We start from the raw sequence: 18,490 nt of genomic DNA on the forward strand, positions 1-18,490 counted from the left end.
CCTTTTGATGCTTTGTTTACTATACACTTTTTTAGTTCAAAGATTCTTGAAAAAACTTTAATTTTTCTATTGACTATTCATAGTTGGTCTCCTGTAAATCAGATAACTTTTTAAGCTATCCTTGTAAAATGAACTTAATTCAGGTGTGATTTTTATCACATCCTCTGTATATGAATGAATATTTTTTAATTCATTCATATTTTAACATAGATAATTTTACCAGTCAAGAGAAAAAAGGCTAAATTAAACTTCGTGGAATTTAGCCTTTTTTCTAATAATTAAGACGACAAGTTTATTTAAATTTCCAAAGCTGCAGCTCTTTTCTCTTTGGCAAAACTAAAATTACCATGATATCGTTTTATATTCTTATCTTCCATCCAATAAATTGTATTGAAGAATTTATCCAGAAAATATCTGTCATGGGATATTGCTATGATGGTGCCTTTATATTGACTCAGAGCATCCTCTAATGCTTCTTTAGATGCAATATCAAGATGATTTGTAGGTTCATCCAAAATTAAGACATTATTACGTTCATTGACTATCTCAGCCCAGCGTAATCTCATTCTCTCACCACCACTTAAAGAAGATACTTTTTTATAAACAGAATCTCCATAGAATAGAAATTTTGCAAGGATTTTTCTGCACTCTGTCTCTGTTAATGTTATTTTATCCCTGAATTCTTGAAGGACTGTATACTCATGGCACATTTCATCGGCATATTGAGACAGATACCCAATGGATAGGCTGCTACCGTGCTTTATATTCCCAGAAGATGGGTTGAGTTGCTTTGTTATAATCTTTATTAACGTAGTTTTCCCACATCCGTTGTCACCCACAATTGCAATCCTCTCTCCATATTTAACACTCAAATTGACGTCTGTGAACAACTCAAAACCTTCATAACTTTTTGATATATTTTCTAAGTAGAAAACATCATCTCCTCCCCGGTTTTCAACGGCTAAATCCAGTTTCATATTTTTTTGGACTGATGGTTTTTGTATCACTTCAATCCTGTTCAATGCTTTCTCCATATTTTTTGCTCTTCGATGTAACGATTCACTGGGAGGATTTGAACGATTTGCCCAATCTTTCAAACGTTTAATCGCTTCTTTCATTTTTTTGATCTTTTTCTGCTGATCTTGATACTGCTGAAATTCCCTGAGTATTCTCTCATCTCTTTCTATTAAATATCCGGAATAATTGGTATGGTATGTGGTCAGTTCTTCCTTCTCTACTTCTACAATTTTAGTAGTGATCTCATCAAGAAAATAACGGTCATGAGAAACTAAGAGAATCGTTCCTTTATAGGTTTTAAGAAATTGAGCCAGCCAGTCAATGGCAGTCAAATCCAGGTGGTTTGTAGGTTCATCTAACAATAGTAAGTTTGGTTCTTTTAGTAAAATCAATCCCAGACCTACTTTTGTTCGTTCTCCACCACTGAGCTGCCCCCATCTCTTCTCCTGGAGAGACACGATTCCTAACCCATTTACTACTCTTTTTATCTTTGATTCGATTTCATATCCACCTTTTTTAATATATTCTTCTTGGCAATTTCCATATCTTTTTAATATTTCCTCAGAATAATCATTTTGTAATTTAAATTCCAATTCCTTCATACATTTATTGATTTCAATCAAATCATCAAAAGAAGTATTCATAATTTCATAAATACTTAAGTCATCTTCAAATTCCGGGATCTGTTGTAGGAATCCTATAGTAGTGTCTTTCTTCCAGGAAACAAATCCTTCCTCCGGTTTTAAAATACCTGCTATTATTTTGAGCAATGTAGTTTTCCCGGTACCATTTCCCCCAATGATACCTACCCGCTCATTTTCATTTATTTCTAATGATACTCCATTAAATATACTGCTTGCTGCAAATGATTGTTTTATATTTTGTAAACTAATAATATTCATATCCATTTTCCTTTCTTTCAGGAAAAAAGACAAAAAACAAGACAGCAGAGATAATCCACTGTCCTACTCACATTTACTCATATGGCTTTTATAATTATATGATTCGTGATAAAGATATGTCTCTTCCTGATAAACACTGATTCAATTTGTAAAAATGGGCGCACTTATCCCCTTGAATCCATTGTCCGGAAAAAATTGCACAGAAAATCCATAAATGTTTTATAACATAATTAATAATATCCACCGTACACTTTTTATTGAAACACATCTTTATCACCTCCTTCTAAAATCTATGATCAGGGTATTGAAAAACTTCACGATTCTCTCTCCTATTAAGATTTATACCATATATTATGTTGGATTTCAAGAGTTATTGTTCCACATATTCTGCTCCTCGTTCCTCCATAACAGTCAATTCACTGACATTAAGATACAATAAGGGATACCCATCCATTTCCACTAATTGGGCAGTTCCAATTACCTGGATCCAGTCATTTTTAGCAGGATATTCTCCCTCATAATTTAAATAAAATCCGCCCCATCCATCATTGCCACAACACCCCGGACCATTCCGATATACCATGTGCAAGGTACTTCCATCCAAATAAGATTCAACAGAATCATACATTCCCTCAACCTTAATTTTTCTTCCCTCATAATCCGGAAAATTATAATAAATGTCATTTATCTGGGTCAGAAACATCTTTTCCGTAATTTCAATTATCTCATTATTGTCAACGCCCTCACCATCATCGCTATCTGTTGTCTGTTCTGTCTTTCTCTTTAATACTGTAACATCTTGAGACTTGTTATCCGTAGTCTTATCAATATTCTTATCTTCATTCCTCTTAGTACATCCGGTTATTCCAGTGAAAAGAAGCGTAATAAAGATTATACTTAGGATTCCCTTTTTAATCATAGATTCCCTCTCTTTCTTAATAGTCCGACTATAGAAAAAATCATGAACATAATGATGTTCACCACTACTACACTTGCTCCTGTTGGTGTTGCATATACATAAGACATTACAACTCCGCAAAAATAACAAATAATTGATATTATTGCAGAACTAATAATAACCGTCTTAAATTTTTTACAAACCCGCATTGAAGTTAATGCAGGAAAGATAATGAGACTTGATATTAACAGAGCTCCCATCAGACGCATTCCTAAAACGATTGTAATTGCAGTAAGAAAGGCAATTAACATATTATACAGATGGACTTTAATACCTGTAGCCTTCGCAAATGTTTCGTCAAATGTAACTGCAAATATTTTGTTATAAAAAATGAGAAAGAGAAAAAACACTATGATTGATAATACTATACTTAATTTCACATCACTTTTACTCATAGCAAGGATACTACCAAACATATAGTTACAAACATCCGTTGTCATTCCAGTAGTCACGGATACTGTAATGACTCCAATTGCAAGAGCACTTGTTGATATAAGGGCAATTGCTGCATCTCCTTTGATTTTACTGTTTTTGCTGATATTTAATAATAAAAATGCAGCCAGAACAACAACCGGTATGGCAACTGTCAATGGTGCAGCATTCATGGCAGTGGCAACTGTTAATGCTCCAAATCCTACATGGGAGAGGCCGTCCCCTATCATAGAATAACGCTTAAGAACTAAGCTGATTCCTAATAATGAAGCACAGACAGATACTAATAAGCCTACAACTACTGCCCTGACTAAAAATGGGTAGGAGAACATCTCTTTTAATATATTAAACATAATCCATCCTCCTTAAAAAATCATCACCGATATCACTATTAAGATACTCCTTTGTTGTTCCATAAAATAAATGCTCCTCTTTGATATAAAGTATATGGCTTGCAAATTCAACAGCACTGTGAATATCATGGGAAACCATAATAATAGTAATTTTTTCGTCTTTATTAAGGTCATTGATCAATTGATATAAATCTTTTGCAGCCACAGGGTCCAGCCCTGCTACCGGCTCATCTAATAGCAGAAGTTTTTTCGTGGCACACAGAGCCCTTGCTAAGAGCACTCTCTGCTGCTGACCACCTGATAAATCCCGAAAGCAATGATTCTTAATATTTTTAAGTCCCATCCGATTTATATTTTCATTGGCAATTGCTCTCTCCCTATTTTTATAAAAAGGCCTGATACCACATTGATTTAAGCAACCAGACAGAACCACTTCATAAACACTGGCAGGGAAATCTTTTTGGATATCTGCCTGCTGTGGCAGATATCCAATCTCTGTAGATTTTAAAGATATATCCATAATAATGTTTCCTTTGCATGGTGCTTTAAGCTTTAATAAGCCTTTGATTAATGTACTTTTCCCTGAACCGTTTTCTCCAATAACACATAAATAATCTCCGCTATTGACTGCAAAATTCAGGTCACGGATCACTGTATTATTTTCATAAGCGAAGGAAACATCCTCACAAGTAATTAATTTCATATTAGTTGAGAGCCTCCTTTAAACTTTCTACATTCTCTTCCATCATATCCAGTAAAGTTACTCCTTTTTCAAAGTCATCTTTAGAAATATTATGATATGATTGAAATACTCCTTTTTTAGCGCCAGTCGCTTCACAGATCGTATCTGCCATTTTCTCATTGGAAAGTTCAATATGAAAAACAACCGGGATCTGTTCTTCTTTCACTTTATCAATTAAAAATGCCACTGTTGCTGCACTTGCTTCTGTTTCAGTAGAACAGCCTGGAAAAGCAGCATAATATTTAAGTCCATAAGCATCTGCAAAATATCTTAATGGGAATCGGTCACCAAATACAATAGTCTTTCTCTTTCCAGAAGATACTACCTTTTGAAAATCTTGATCCAGATCTGATAGTTTATCAATATATCTCTTGGAATTTTGTTTATATATTTCTTTATTTGTTTTATCAATTTCGCAAAGGCTGTTTGTAATATCTTCTACAAGCCTGATTGCATTTTGAGGCGAAGTCCACACATGTTCATCATATTCTATTTCTTCTGTCTCATGATGATCCTCTTCATCCTCTTTTTTCGAATCCTCTTGATGTTCTTCTCCAGTCTCCTCTTCATGCTCTTCTTCATGTTCTTCTTCCATTCCTTCAACGATTTCTTCCTCTACTGTCTCTACACAATCCATGAGCGAAATAATCTTCATATCACTTGTATCCATTGATTCCAATATCTCATTCACCCATTCATCTGATTCTCCGCCTACATATATAAACACATCACTCTTCTGAATTTCAATAATATCTTGAGGTGTTGGCTCATAGGAATGGCTCTCCGCTCCCGGTTTTAATAGCATAGATAATTCTACCTTATCGCCGGCAATCTCCCGTACAAAGTCATATTGAGGAAAAATGGTCGTTGTAACCTTTATTTTATTGTCGTCCTCATTTAAGGAATTGCCTGGTTTATTAGTGCTGCTGCTTCGTGTTCTATCAGAATCACAGCCGGCTGACATAGTAACAACAACTATAAGAATAAGAATAAAGTTTAATACACGTTTTATCATTGAAAACCTCCATTTATCTTTAATTTTAGGCGCAAAAAGACAAGGTAACACTATTACCTGAAAGAGCATAGTATTCCCTTGCCAGAATTTTCAATGATTCATTCTTACCTTACTTGTGATAGGTGTCAATAATAAATTATTACTATTCCCTGTATTAAGAAAAAGACAAAGAGCAAAAGTAATATTTAAAATATTTACTAATTCTATTTTTAGATTTCCCAATAACTTAATGCTGTTCTCTGCTTCATGAATATGAGTACAGACAGAACAATCCTCACCAATACATTTATGATTGATTTCTTTTGCTATATAAAATGAGGAAAGAAACGAAATGACAACAAGACATAATACGATAGCAGATGCTATTCTATTTCTATTTGCTTTTTGGCCCATTGTCTCCTCCCCCTTTGAGACTTTTTATGATTTGAAAACTATTTCCAGTTTATCAAATACACTATTTTATGTCAAATATAATCATAATTTAATATTTTTATAAAATTCCAAAATTTTTCTTCCATTTCCACAAATCCACTTAATTTGGAAGCAATCCTCAGATGGTTATTACTATTTAATTATTATATAATTTTCACGTTATATAATAGATTAAAGGAGACTAATATGAAAAAACTGGGAGCAATTTTACTTATAGTTTCATTGATATTTAGTTTATTTCCACAGCAGGCAAAGGCTTTAGAAGCCACTACCTTTGAGCAGGACTTAACTGAATATTTAAATGAAATAAGTATGACAAGAGGATTCGAAGTAACAAAAGGGGATATTGAAGAATCTCTCTCTTATTTTAGCGCACACATTAACGACTATGACAATGTCCAAGAACTTAAAGAGGATTTAGGTGAAGTCATAAAATCGGATTTAAGTAATTTATCTGATATTTATGAGAGATTTGATATGAATGTGGACGAACTGACAGCATTATTAGATAAAAATGGAGAAGAATTAAAGGATTATATCTTTTTAAATAATCTTGATTCTGCTTTGTACTTTTATCAATCAAATAAAGAATTTGAACGGGAGCCAGATTTTGACCAAAAATTTGCTGACTATATATCTCTCGTAAGTTCTATAAGAGGTTTTCAAGTAACAAAAGAAGATATTTATGATTCACTTGCAAAATACGAATCAACTATTGATGAATATGAAACTGTAGAAGATCTAAGTGATTTTTTAGGTGAAGTAATCAAAGCAGATTTAAGTAACTTAAACTATTTTTATAAAGAATATGATCTTGATAAAGAATCCATCTTTCAATTGCTTGATGAATCTGGAGAAGATATTAATGACTACATATTCATTGAAGACTTAGAAACTAAAATACTGGATTCTTATTACGGTGAATTTCCTGGAATCGACGAAGATATGATCGCAGAACTTCTTCCAATTATTCTTGAGGAGTTAGGTATTACAGATAAAGAAATGCAACAAATAATTGATTATTTTACTTCTATGGAAGATTATCTGTCAAGTCCGGAAGTGGAACAACGACTGATGGATTTAAGTGAACGGCTGATGGATTTAGGGGAACGATTGATGAATTTAGGAGACACTGCTATTTCTGATGGATTAACAGATGAATTAGTAAGTGAAATTACATCCCTCTATAATGAATTCTTATCCATACTAAAAATTAATATTGTATATACCATTGAAAAGAATGGTGTTGATAAACCTATATCTTTTGAGCAGCTACTAAAGTTGGAATCTTTAGCAGATAATGAAAAATTAAAAGTTGCAATCTATGGTTCTGATTCAAAACTATTAGCGGATTTTATAATTACAAATGATATGTTTGATTCGATTATGGACAAAATCAATGGTATTGAAGAAGAAATAATAGACACCGTGAACCAGCATAAACCGGAGAAATCCGTTAAAAACAAATCAAAAACTACTGTAAATGGGGCGAAATTACCAAAAACTGCTTCTAATTATATACCAAATTCTTTATTCGGACTATTTATTGCATTTATTGGAATCTTATTGTTCAAAAAGGTAAGGAATATTGAAAGTGAAATCATACAAAAATAATAGAAATAACCAAATAAATCATGTGGTGTTAATTTTATTTAGTGTTATATTAATTACTTGGGGAGTATGGTTTAGTGGCGCTAATTTAAATAAACTTTTCATTGGTTTTCATGCGGGTAAAACTGTATCTGCAAATGAAGAAACAGCCCAGGAAAACCAAAATGCTGCTAATGAACAAGCCCCACTGTCAGATGAATCTTTGGAACAGGAATTATATCCAGAATCACCTGAAATAGGGGAAGAATTTGGTGAGCTTTACATCCCCAAAATAAAAGCGACCCTTCCCATTTATGAAGGAACTAATGAAGAAGAATTAGAAAAAGGTGTCGGGCATTATATTGATAGTGTTCTTCCCGGAGAAAATGATAATTCTGTACTTTCCGGCCATAGAGATACTGTATTTCGAAAACTGGGCGATGTTGGTGAAGGGGACTTATTAATTGTCAGAACTTCTGCAGGTGAGTTCAAATATAAAGTCAGGAAAGTCAGAATTGTAGATGAAGATGACAGAACAGTTATTGTTCCAAAACCAAATGCAACGCTAACTGTCAGCACCTGCTATCCCTTTCACTATATTGGTTCTGCCCCCCAAAGATATGTACTGGTGGCTTATCTAAATTCAAAAGAAATTTATTAATTAATATTAATATCAATATAGGGTTATTGCAATATGGTTTATCTTAGTGGACTAAGAAAACTTTATCTGCAATACCCCTATAAGTTTTATAATAAAATATCATTTAAATAATACTTTTTATTTACCATATACTTCTACTTCATATAATGAATATCCATATGGCAGTGCTCTTTCAATTCCTTGGAATTTCACAAATCTGACATTCTCTGCGTTGAAATTTATTGTTTCAATTCCACCTGTTCCGTTCGTTTGCCTTTTAACACTGGAATAGTTCCTTCCATCTCCTGATACGAAAATTTCATACTGTTTTCCATAAGCTGCTTCCCAGTTAAGTACCATACGATTAATGTCATAGGAATCTCCCAGGTCTATTATAAACCATGCATCATCACTAAAATTGGATGCCCATCTGGTTCCCATATTTTTATCGTTAAGATTCCCGGCAGCTAATGTATCATTTTCTACGCCTGAGGATGTAACTGTTTTTCCTGCAGCTACTTCTACATAAGTATCATTGCCTCCAGGCGTTTCTTCCTCTGTACCTTGGGTCACCCCATGAATGTAGGTAAAAGTTTCTGTATCTAAGGCGCCATTTCCCGGATTATAAGTGAAGAAATATTCTATGGTGTCCTCATAATTTAGATTATTTACTGTATATCTATAATTTGAGTTACCGATTGAGGTCATAGCCACATTTTGTTGTGGACCATTATTAATCTTATAATGAATATCCGCAAATGTTGCACCATTAACATAAAATTCTATCTTATCACCTGTCTTCTTTAATCCCCTTATATCATTACCAATTATAACCGTGTCAGATTGATTTGCATTCACTGTTACTACACATGTGGCTGAATATCCACCATCCTGAGTAGTTGCCTTAATGGTAGTGGTTCCATTAGAAACAGCAGTAACCTGACCTGCGCTTACGGTAGCAACTCCAGGATTACTTGATTCCCATGTTACATTTTTATTCGTTGCATTACCTGGAGTAATGGACTTATTAATTAATGTTGTTTGTCCTATAGAAGTTAAAGTTACTGTCTGTTTATCAAGAGTCATACCGGTAACTGGAACATTACCAGGTTCTTCATTTCCCGTTGGTTTATATACCCGGACATAATCAACCTGCATTTTACCCGGAAGATCGCTTGGATTCGGTGTGATTCCACCATCAAACCAACCGCCGACTGCTAAATTCATTATAATATAGAATTCCTGGTCAAATGGAGCATTTTCATCGTTAGGTGCTCCTGTTGAGTACCATTGATCACTGGTAATCTTAGAAAAACATTTACCATCTACATACCATTTAATACTTTCCTCTTCCCATACCACACTATAAACATGATAATCAGAAGCAAATGTCTGACCTTCTGGGAATAAATAATCTGCGCCCATATATGTATTTGCCGGCCACTGTCCTCCAAAATGAATGGTCCCACTTGTAGAACCTGGCAAACGTCCTCTTGCTTCCATAACATCTAATTCACCGGAGGCAGCCCAAGTTCCATAAGTATCATCATTTGGCAGCATCCAGAGCGCTGGCCACATACCATTTCCAGTTGGCAATTTTGCACGGAAATCGATTCTTCCATATTTAAATGTAAACTTATCCTTGGTGGTAATCTTACCTGAGGAATACTGTGCATATCTGTTAGGATCCTGTGGGAATGATTTTGGTTCTTCATATGCAACAATATTTAAATTTCCGTCTCTTACAAAAACATTTCTTTCATTATCTGTATAATGTTCCATTTCATTATTGCCCCAGCCCCATGTACCTGGATCATCATTGATATAGTATCCTGTATTGTAAGACCAATGATTCATGTTTAAAGCAGTCCCACTGAATTCATCGTTCCATATAAGCTCATTTCCCGGAATATAAGAATCTTCTGATGTTCCAAGCTCTATATTACCAAGATCTGACACATCCGGACGTACTGCATCAGGGTTACCTGTAAAAGTATAATAGACATAATTACTATTGATATTGCCTCCTTTTATTCCATTCATTGGATATCCAATTCGGATTTCCATATCTACCTGAATTGGCTGGAACCACAGACCATAGATATAATCTACCCAATATCCCCATTGATTAGCTGCAGACATCTTATTGTATCCGTTTCCAGAATAGCTGAAACTACTCTTGCTATAATCACTAAGCTCTACCCACTCACCATTTACTTTAATCTGATATACAAAATTATCTAACTCCGATTTCGTTGGTGCTCCTCCATCGATTTTAGGTAATGGAATACCAATTTCACCTGCTTCACCTGCAGTATAACTGGTTCCATCATAAGCAGAAATTATATATGAATTTCTTACCGGTTCAGAATAATTTATGGTATAGATAAGCGAGACCTTTGAAGATACAGATTCCAGCTTCACATTGATAGACTTGTCCACTACGAACCAATAGCCGCCTCCACCATCTGTAAATTGACCAAAGTTCCGGTCATAAATCCATCCACTTGGTGCATTATTATCAATATCGATCCACTCACTGCTTCCTATCTCTTTCACATAAACTTTTAAATCGTTGGCAACTGCATTATATGGAATGGAAGGATTTCCATTAAATACAGGATAAGTAAAACCAATACTTCCGGTAACACCTGCAGTTAACACCGGCCCTTGTGTTGGCGTCATAGAAGTAATTGTAGTAGTTGGAATATTCGTGAATTCCAGTGTGTAATCAAGTGTAACACCACTTGACTTTGATGCTAACCGAATATAAGTTGTTTCAGAAACCTTAAACCAGTAGCCATTAAACCCGCTATCACTCCAATTTCCCCAGTTCACATTATAAACAAAATCTGTGTTATCAATATTTACCCAGGTTCCATTTACCTTAACATTCACTGTTAAGTCATTGGCAACCTCCTGCCAGGATGCTCCACCTCCATTAAAAATCGGCATTACAAATCCATAACTTGCCTCACTTACACCTGACTTTGATATAATTGGTCCGTCTGCTGGTGAAAAATATGCCATTGAAGTTATTGTTGCCTCCGCTGCTTTCACTTTCTTAATACCATTCGGTGCTAAGAAAGATACACTGCCTAAAACCATTACCATTACCAGAACTAAACTTAGAATTCTTCTTTTTAAACCCTTCTCCGTTGCTTTCAATGTTTCATTTCCTCCTTTTTATTAATAGTTATATCCTCTCTTATTAGCCTGGAAGTTGAAGGATATTCCATATTCTCCATTTTTCCATTACTAATAATTTCCATTATACTTACTGTAGTGTCCTCCTAAAAGGATGAGGTTTTTAATTTAGTCTCATTATTTTACACATAGGATAGAATTTTTATAGTAATAAAAAGTCCGCCGATAATCGGCGGACTTTTTCGATTATTTGAATATAATTTCTAAAAGAACTTTGATTTACCAACCTATTCTGATGATTAGACCTTTAGGATCTCCAACCTCCAGATAGGATGCCTGTCCGTTAACATCGTCATAGCAGAAACCATAAGCTAATCTGTCAATACTATGATCATGCCAGAACTTCGCATAATAATTCGCTGGCGCTGCCTGATAATATCTGCTCACATTATTCCAATTAGCCGGCTCTGTATATACATGTCTGTTAAGTGCTGCACATACTTCTGCGTTACTTGCACCACCGATTCCTAATAAGATATCCCTGGTAGAAATACTTGAATAGCCGCTAAAATAATTCTGGTGTGCTCCGCCCGTATTGAATGGCCCACTGATTGGACACACAATTCTATAAGGAGCTTGAAGTGTGCCTAAAGATTTGAATTCATTTGGTACTTCATTCTGGTATTTTGTAAATAAACCGGAACGTGTCTCACTTTCAAGTTCACCTACAGTACGGTCATAATTGCCGGCTTGATTCACCAGACGATGTTGTACTGGGAAACCAAATTGATCGACTCTTGTAGTGTTACCGTGATAACCATCCTTATCTACAGTGAATTCTACAAAATCAAAATAAATGTTCCGATTCGGATCGGTTGGGTTATTAATATCCGGTCCGGCAAATCCATTATCGTAAGTTTTAATATAACATGGTGTTCCAACACTTAAGAACATTCTTCCTGATTTTATCTTAGGTAAGTTCACCCATGAAGTTTCACTTACTTTATGATAAATATTTGCATAATTGACCCCATTTTTAGTCAAATGACCAGGAGCATCATTTAATGCATTTGAAATCGGAATCAGATTACCTGACAAGTCTAAATAACACCATGCATCCGTTGTTGGATTCTTACCAATTACTCCCCAATAAAGCTGACTATCCGAATATGCCCCATTTGTACCGTTCATAACCTTTACACTGACACCGCCATTTGTTGGATTTGGAATAGTGGAAGGATTTATGGAATAAATAGAACCGGAAGAAGGATTATTTGTATCTGACACAAGAGTAAATGACCATTTCTGGGCATCCGTTCCATTGTCAGTATATTGCTGTACTACTGCTCCGTCTTCAGTGGAAGAACTACGTACATCCATTGCCAGACCACTTACTTTAGAAATGACTTTGTAATAGCCTCCTCCTATATCTATGATCTGCCATCTCTGGGCATTTGTATTATTGCTTGTCCATTGTTGTAATTGAACACTATTACTCGTTGAACTATTTGGCACATCAAGGACTAAACCGCTATGCATTGCTGTTATCTTATAATAACCGTCCGATTGTTTCTCAACTCTAAATTGTTGATTGGTAGCATTATAATTTGTCCATTGATGGATTTTAGCACCACTTGCTGTGGAATTATCTACCACATCCAATACTTTACCGCTGACCTTGCTGGTAATTCTGTAAACTCCATTACTGATACTTCCATTTGACTGGCCTGAAAAGGTAAATGTAGGTGTGTCATAAGCTGGAGTGCCATTATTATATGTAAAGGAGTATTGGAGAGTTGCTCCTGCTGCTGAGTCAATTACCTGTTCATACCTGGATGCACCAGAATTATATGTCATCCTTAAATTTTGCTGATCACCACCATTTACCTTATAATGTACATCAACCCACGATGTATTTACGGATGATTTAAACCATATAGTGGCATTATTTCCAGATAGAGTTACCCCTTGTGTATAGTCCGCTGCCATGATACTGGAAGCATTGAATGAAAATACTAATGTCGACATTAAGAAGAAAACCATAATACGTTTTAGCGTTTTCTTTGTCATAAATAACCCCCCTAAATTATTTATTTGCCCTTACTGTACTACCAATTGCATTAAGTAAGCTCTTACTTAGATCAGTAGTATCCTGACTTAATTCCCAAGCCATGACGCCACCGATATTATCACATGCCCATTGGGTTTTTGCTTTAATTGTAGGAATTCCATTATAGTGTGCCTGCATTCCGTTTATCATGGAAACATCAGTATTATAGGCATTAGGATTTGCTTGTAATATAGCCGCATAAGAAGCCCATGATGGTCTGCCGTAGAATGGCACACCTAAAACTACTTTTTCACGAGGCATATGTCTTGTATCTCTCCAATATTTAGCACAGTTAATTGCGAAATCATAGGAAGAATGTCTTTCACCATCACCGCCATCATATGCCATAACATTGAACCAGTCTACAACACTGATAACTTTATCTGTATGAGCGGCGGCATCCCAATATACAACACCTTCAGGTGTAACACCACTTAATACTGCAGCTGTTAAAAGCATATTATTTCTATGTAATTCACCACTAAGGTATACCATCAAATCTTCATACTGCTGTTTGCTGCTGCCATCATTACGAGGGTGTTCCCAATCCATATCAACACCATCAAATCCATATTGTTTTGCCATTGAAACAATCGCATTTCCAAATCTTACAACCTTATCATGAGTATTGGTTGCTGACATAAATGTGGATTCAAGTGGAGTTCCATTATAAGACCAGCCACCTACTGCCAGTAATACTTTTACACCATTCTCATGAGCTTTTTGAATAATTTGTCTGGCTTCGTCTGGATTTTCCAAAGGCAGAAGTGAACCATCACTTGTTGGAATTGCAAATGCATAATTAATATGAGTCAGATTATTGTATTGAATCGTATTGATCTTTCCTGGTTCCCAGCTTGGATAATATCCCACAACCTTAAATCCGGTGATAGGTGGATCTGTTGGATCAGTGGAATCTGCCAGAGTAAATGACCATTTCTGTGCATCTGTTCCATTGTCTGTATATTGTTGTACTACAGCTCCGTCGTCTTTTGAGGAACTCCGTACATCCATTGCCAGACCACTTACTTTTGATATGACCTTGTAATATCCGCCGCCCACATCTGTGATCTGCCATCTTTGGGCATTTGTATTATTATTGGTCCATTGCTGTAACTGGACACTATTACTGGTTGAACTATTTGGCACATCGAGGACTAATCCGCTATGCACTGCAGTTAATTTATAATAGCCATCCGATTGTTTTTCAACTTTAAATTGTTGATTGGTAGTATTATAATTTGTCCATTGGTGAATCTTAGCACCGCTGGCAGTGGATTTATCTATCACATCCAATACTTTTCCACTGGATTTATTTGTGATCCGATAGACTCCATCTGCAACAGGTGTCGTTGGATTTGGATTGGTTGCTACCAATTCCCAAACATCAGCAACACCTGGAGTCTCTCCCTGAGTCCACCATTTTGCCTTATAATCCTTCCCATTATAGGATACCATATCTCCGCCCCAGTAAACTTTACTACTATCCCATGCAGGATAGTTACTGGCAAGTATAGTCAGATTTGTTTCTGCTTTTCCCCCGAATTTACTCGTCGATATATCAGCTGCCTTTACATTATGTAACAATGGAGCAAATAGTGAAGCTAATAATAAAACACTAAACATCAATACAAATTTCTTTTTTGTTTTAAACATAAAACCCCATCCTTTCTTTAATTAAACAGCATGTCCATATTTTATCTAGTACATGTTCCCAGAGAGCCGGCGCCAACTTCTCTTATTAGTACATTCCACTTAGACACGAAAGTGTAACATCTTACAAAATTTTTGTTACAGTTCAACCATAATGTCATTTAGTTAATCCTTGATATTGCAATTCTTTTGATAGTAGTATTAGAAATGAAGTTTAAATATTATATTAATAACAGATGAAATGACATATACCAACTTAAAAGTGGTATTTCAGAGCATGATTTTAAGACGGATTTGCATCCGTCTAAAAAAAGAGTATACTATCTAATGAGCAGCATCGTCAGAATTACTGAAATCTGTAGGCGAAGCTTGCTGGATGTTGGATTCTATGCTGGCGGGCATAGTTTCTGTCAGGCCTGACAGGTAGTATATATTTACCTATCAGGCCTTCTATATTTAATGGTGAGGCATTCGCACTCCACCTAAGAAAAGTGATGCAGATTTTCATGGCTTGTGCGAAATTGGATGCATGTGCAAATACATTGTAAGAAGCAAAGCCTCTGTCAGCAAGAATGATGGGAGACCCACCATAAGAATATCGATCGGTAAGTTCACACAGCGCCCGGAATTCATCTTTTTCACGACCAGGCTGGACAACAACATCAAGATAACGTTTACCGAGGACATCATAGAAAGAAACAGTATGCATCATGTTAAAGCCCTGTAGAGCGGTTTTGTTTGGCGGATTAAAAGTACTGGTATCAGCCGGGTTTCTGGGAATATTAAATTCAGAGCCGTCACACGCAATCAATGTATATTTTTCTTTATATATTTTTAAAGGAAAATGAGAATTAAATGTTCTCAAAAGATGAGTAAAAGCATCCATTTTAAGTTTGCCGCGCTGTTGACAGAATGCAGAGGCAGATGGTGTATTACAACTAAAGTCGAACTCTTTGAGGAGTTCTTGGTTGATCGTGTTGCTTTCCATTGAAATACAGAATTGCATTAATTTATCAAATGGAAGACTTCTGTTCCTTGTGAAATCAGAAGAGGGATTTTTTTGAAAAAGTGGCGGGGCAGAGTGCCATATCTGCTACATCTGCCAAAAGATAAGATTTAACTTTTTCAGGAAATGTCATATGTGTACCTCCTTGAATTAGAATCAAATATATTTCTAATTACAAGGGCCGCTTTCGTAATTTCTTAAAATAATCAGTTACGAAAGCGGCCGCATAAATCCAAGTAGATGTCAACTGTTTTTGGAAAATAAGCAAAAAAATTTGGTTAGACCCCATTTAGGAATCTAACCATTGAATTTAACTAAATGACATTGGGACTGAACTGTAACAAATTTTATAATTGCTGCTCTGGTTTAGGACTAATCTTTCAATACCATTTCCTCAAATCTCACCTGATTTTCTTCATTTAAATTAATATTTACAAAAATTCTATCTGAAAGCAGCTTAAGTTCTCCTACATTATTATAAGCCTTATTAGTACTGGCAACTTTTCCTATTAAAACATAATATTGATTATTATTTATGGTTACCGGGATTTCATATGAGGAATTAATATCCTGATTCGTTAAGTTGAATGTAGGTGATAATCTATAATATTTGAATTTATTCTTATATTTAACTATTTTAGAAATATAAATTGTTGTGCTCTCTTCTACTTTATAAAAGATTAAATTGGTATTATCAATATCATCATCAATTCTGCTTTCTTTTAAAACTGTCACATCTCCATTGAATTCCTTTTTACCGTAGTTCACAGCATTTTCATAAGTTTGATATAAAGTCTCATTATTTTTATTAATTACCAAATAAAATGTAATTGAGATAAGTATTAAAAATATAAGCATTATTACAATCTTTTTAGGTTTCATATTATATTTATTCATTTATTAACTCCTATAATTATATTTACTCTATTATATCTCAGATAGCTCTCAATGTGTATAATACATAATAAGAATTTTACTTGGAAAATTCCAAGTAAAATTCTTATTATTAAATGACAAATATACTACTCATTTTACAACTTAGTTAATTTTATAACATAATCTCCATCAGCATATCCTCCAACCTCTCTCGGCAAATATGCTGTATATGAAGAATAATATCTATGGCATTCTACATAATTAGTATATTCTATCTGAGTTACTGTACCCCATGTATAAAGCATTCTAGGAGTAAATTGATAATAGCCTGAATACCCTTTTGGTATTGTTCCACTACTGCTAAATGTTTGAGAATTTACAGTAGTTTTTGAATACCCTAGTGTTAATGTTGCTTTTATCAACTTTTTAATTTCAGCGGTTACTCCGAAATCTCCTTTAAAAGTTTCAGATACTGATGTACTAATACTTACAGAAATGTTTGTATCAATATCTCTTGCTGTAACTGTTGGTGACACACGTGTTGCTTTATCAGTATTAAGTACAATTTTTTCTCCAGCTTTACCATATTGATAACTATATGTAAGCATCATTGGTTGTATGATTCCATTATCATTTATTAATTTACTATTACTATTTAAAATTTCATTAGTACGTTGAGCTTGTGTTTCTTTAAAAGTCTTAGCTTCTAATACCCTAGACATATATTCTTCATAACTGATTTCTCTCTTAACCCCTTTTTCAACTCTAAAAGGTTGAGTAAAATAAAAGTCATTAACATAATCATAGTACACTTTTACATTATCCTTAGTAATTTTATTTTTTATGCTTATTTCTTTTTCAGGTGAATACGAAATATTTTTCTCGTATGCGAAAGTTGATAACGGATCTGTTAGGAGTATAAATGGAACAAGCATTCCTAATAATAATTTTTTTGCATTAAATAACGTTTTCATATTTCAATCAATCCTTTCGTTTTGTTCAAGGCACAAAGAATTATGAAAAATTGGTGTGCCTCTCTATTTATCGATTTAAAATCTATAATTTAGCTATAATAAAGTTCTTTTATACCATCACCTCCACTATTTATTGTTTTAATCCTATAGTATGACCGATTGCATCAAATAAACTCTTACTAGAACCAGTTGTATTTCAACTTAATTCTCTTTCCAGAACAACAATTCCTATTTAATAAAACTACAGAGCATTGGCGCTAATGTCTCTTAACCATTCATTCCCCTTAAGCATAAAAATGTAACATATTACTAACTTTTATAAGGTTTTTATAATTTGTACCAAATCCACCAATCCCAGGATCGCTTGCATTTGAATGAAGCAAATATAAAGAGTAAAAAAATTTATGTTTGCATATTATCTTTTTTCTGATTTTCCTTTCACCTTTTTTAGAGAATCGCAAATGGTATTACATCCCTTCATGTACTTGATGGGGCTATAAGAAAAAACTGTTTTCGAAAAAACAAGAATAAGCCAAACGGCAGTCTTAGAATATGATATAAAGAATGGTGAGATAACAAGATAATTAAGATATAGCAGATGTGAAAAAGATAAATATAAATACACGGCAATAAACAAAAGCGC

At 34.5% G+C, this 18,490-nt stretch carries 14 protein-coding genes; 2 read left to right on the forward strand and 12 right to left on the reverse strand.

What is annotated here, in order from left to right; genetic code table 11:
• Positions 1 to 296: 296 nt before the first annotated feature.
• The 6 genes from abc-f to EDD66_RS15505 all read right to left on the reverse strand — a co-directional run bounded on the left by abc-f (position 297) and on the right by EDD66_RS15505 (position 5,812).
• Complete coding sequence (gene abc-f, locus EDD66_RS15480) at positions 297 to 1,919, reverse strand: ribosomal protection-like ABC-F family protein (protein WP_123610493.1); 1,623 nt, start codon at positions 1,917 to 1,919, stop codon at positions 297 to 299.
• Between the two features lie 370 nt (positions 1,920 to 2,289).
• The gene (locus tag EDD66_RS15485) at positions 2,290 to 2,838 is read right to left on the reverse strand and encodes a TIGR03943 family putative permease subunit (RefSeq protein ID WP_123610494.1); all 549 of its coding nucleotides are present in this window, start codon (positions 2,836 to 2,838) and stop codon (positions 2,290 to 2,292) included.
• On the reverse strand, positions 2,835 to 3,662 hold the full coding sequence (locus EDD66_RS15490) for a metal ABC transporter permease (protein ID WP_123610495.1): 828 nt from the start codon (positions 3,660 to 3,662) through the stop codon (positions 2,835 to 2,837). The genes EDD66_RS15485 and EDD66_RS15490 overlap by 4 nt, the downstream gene beginning before the upstream one ends.
• Complete coding sequence (locus tag EDD66_RS15495) at positions 3,655 to 4,365, reverse strand: metal ABC transporter ATP-binding protein (RefSeq protein ID WP_123610496.1); 711 nt, start codon at positions 4,363 to 4,365, stop codon at positions 3,655 to 3,657. Before EDD66_RS15495 ends, EDD66_RS15490 begins: the two co-directional genes overlap by 8 nt.
• 1 nt (position 4,366) lies before the next feature.
• Positions 4,367 to 5,419, reverse strand: a complete 1,053-nt coding sequence (locus tag EDD66_RS15500) for a metal ABC transporter substrate-binding protein (RefSeq protein WP_123610497.1) — start codon at positions 5,417 to 5,419, stop codon at positions 4,367 to 4,369.
• A 90-nt stretch (positions 5,420 to 5,509) separates the two neighbouring features.
• Positions 5,510 to 5,812 carry a hypothetical protein gene (locus tag EDD66_RS15505; RefSeq protein ID WP_123610498.1) on the reverse strand — a complete coding sequence of 101 codons (303 nt, stop codon included), beginning with the start codon at positions 5,810 to 5,812 and terminating at the stop codon, positions 5,510 to 5,512.
• A 225-nt stretch (positions 5,813 to 6,037) separates the two neighbouring features.
• Here EDD66_RS15505 and EDD66_RS15510 point away from each other — a divergent pair, with 225 nt between their 5' ends.
• Together EDD66_RS15510 and EDD66_RS15515 are read left to right on the forward strand one after the other, a co-directional pair.
• Positions 6,038 to 7,465 (forward strand): processed acidic surface protein, encoded by a 1,428-nt coding sequence (locus EDD66_RS15510; protein ID WP_123610499.1) that lies wholly within the window; start codon positions 6,038 to 6,040, stop codon positions 7,463 to 7,465.
• A complete protein-coding gene (locus EDD66_RS15515) occupies positions 7,446 to 8,102 on the forward strand; it encodes a class D sortase (protein WP_207667805.1) in 657 nt (218 codons plus the stop codon). The genes EDD66_RS15510 and EDD66_RS15515 overlap by 20 nt, the downstream gene beginning before the upstream one ends.
• Before the next feature lie 117 nt (positions 8,103 to 8,219).
• Here EDD66_RS15515 and EDD66_RS15520 read toward each other — a convergent pair whose 3' ends face one another.
• From EDD66_RS15520 to EDD66_RS15550, 6 genes are all read right to left on the reverse strand, one after another.
• Positions 8,220 to 11,249, reverse strand: a complete 3,030-nt coding sequence (locus EDD66_RS15520) for a family 16 glycosylhydrolase (RefSeq protein ID WP_207667806.1) — start codon at positions 11,247 to 11,249, stop codon at positions 8,220 to 8,222.
• 258 nt (positions 11,250 to 11,507) lie between these two features.
• Positions 11,508 to 13,298 carry a beta-1,3-glucanase family protein gene (locus EDD66_RS15525; RefSeq protein WP_123610500.1) on the reverse strand — a complete coding sequence of 597 codons (1,791 nt, stop codon included), beginning with the start codon at positions 13,296 to 13,298 and terminating at the stop codon, positions 11,508 to 11,510.
• A 16-nt stretch (positions 13,299 to 13,314) separates the two neighbouring features.
• Positions 13,315 to 14,994: an RICIN domain-containing protein gene (locus EDD66_RS15530; RefSeq protein WP_279232886.1), complete on the reverse strand. Its 1,680-nt coding sequence runs from the start codon at positions 14,992 to 14,994 to the stop codon at positions 13,315 to 13,317.
• A gap of 343 nt (positions 14,995 to 15,337) precedes the next feature.
• Positions 15,338 to 15,979, reverse strand: a complete 642-nt coding sequence (locus tag EDD66_RS15540) for a transposase (protein WP_170164388.1) — start codon at positions 15,977 to 15,979, stop codon at positions 15,338 to 15,340.
• A gap of 390 nt (positions 15,980 to 16,369) precedes the next feature.
• Positions 16,370 to 16,894 carry a hypothetical protein gene (locus EDD66_RS15545; RefSeq protein ID WP_123610502.1) on the reverse strand — a complete coding sequence of 175 codons (525 nt, stop codon included), beginning with the start codon at positions 16,892 to 16,894 and terminating at the stop codon, positions 16,370 to 16,372.
• A gap of 134 nt (positions 16,895 to 17,028) precedes the next feature.
• Positions 17,029 to 17,847 carry a hypothetical protein gene (locus EDD66_RS15550; RefSeq protein ID WP_123610503.1) on the reverse strand — a complete coding sequence of 273 codons (819 nt, stop codon included), beginning with the start codon at positions 17,845 to 17,847 and terminating at the stop codon, positions 17,029 to 17,031.
• Between the last annotated feature and the right edge of the window lie 643 nt (positions 17,848 to 18,490).

This window comes from Mobilisporobacter senegalensis (assembly GCF_003752155.1).
GTDB classification, from domain to species: Bacteria; Bacillota; Clostridia; order Lachnospirales; family Lachnospiraceae; genus Mobilisporobacter; species Mobilisporobacter senegalensis.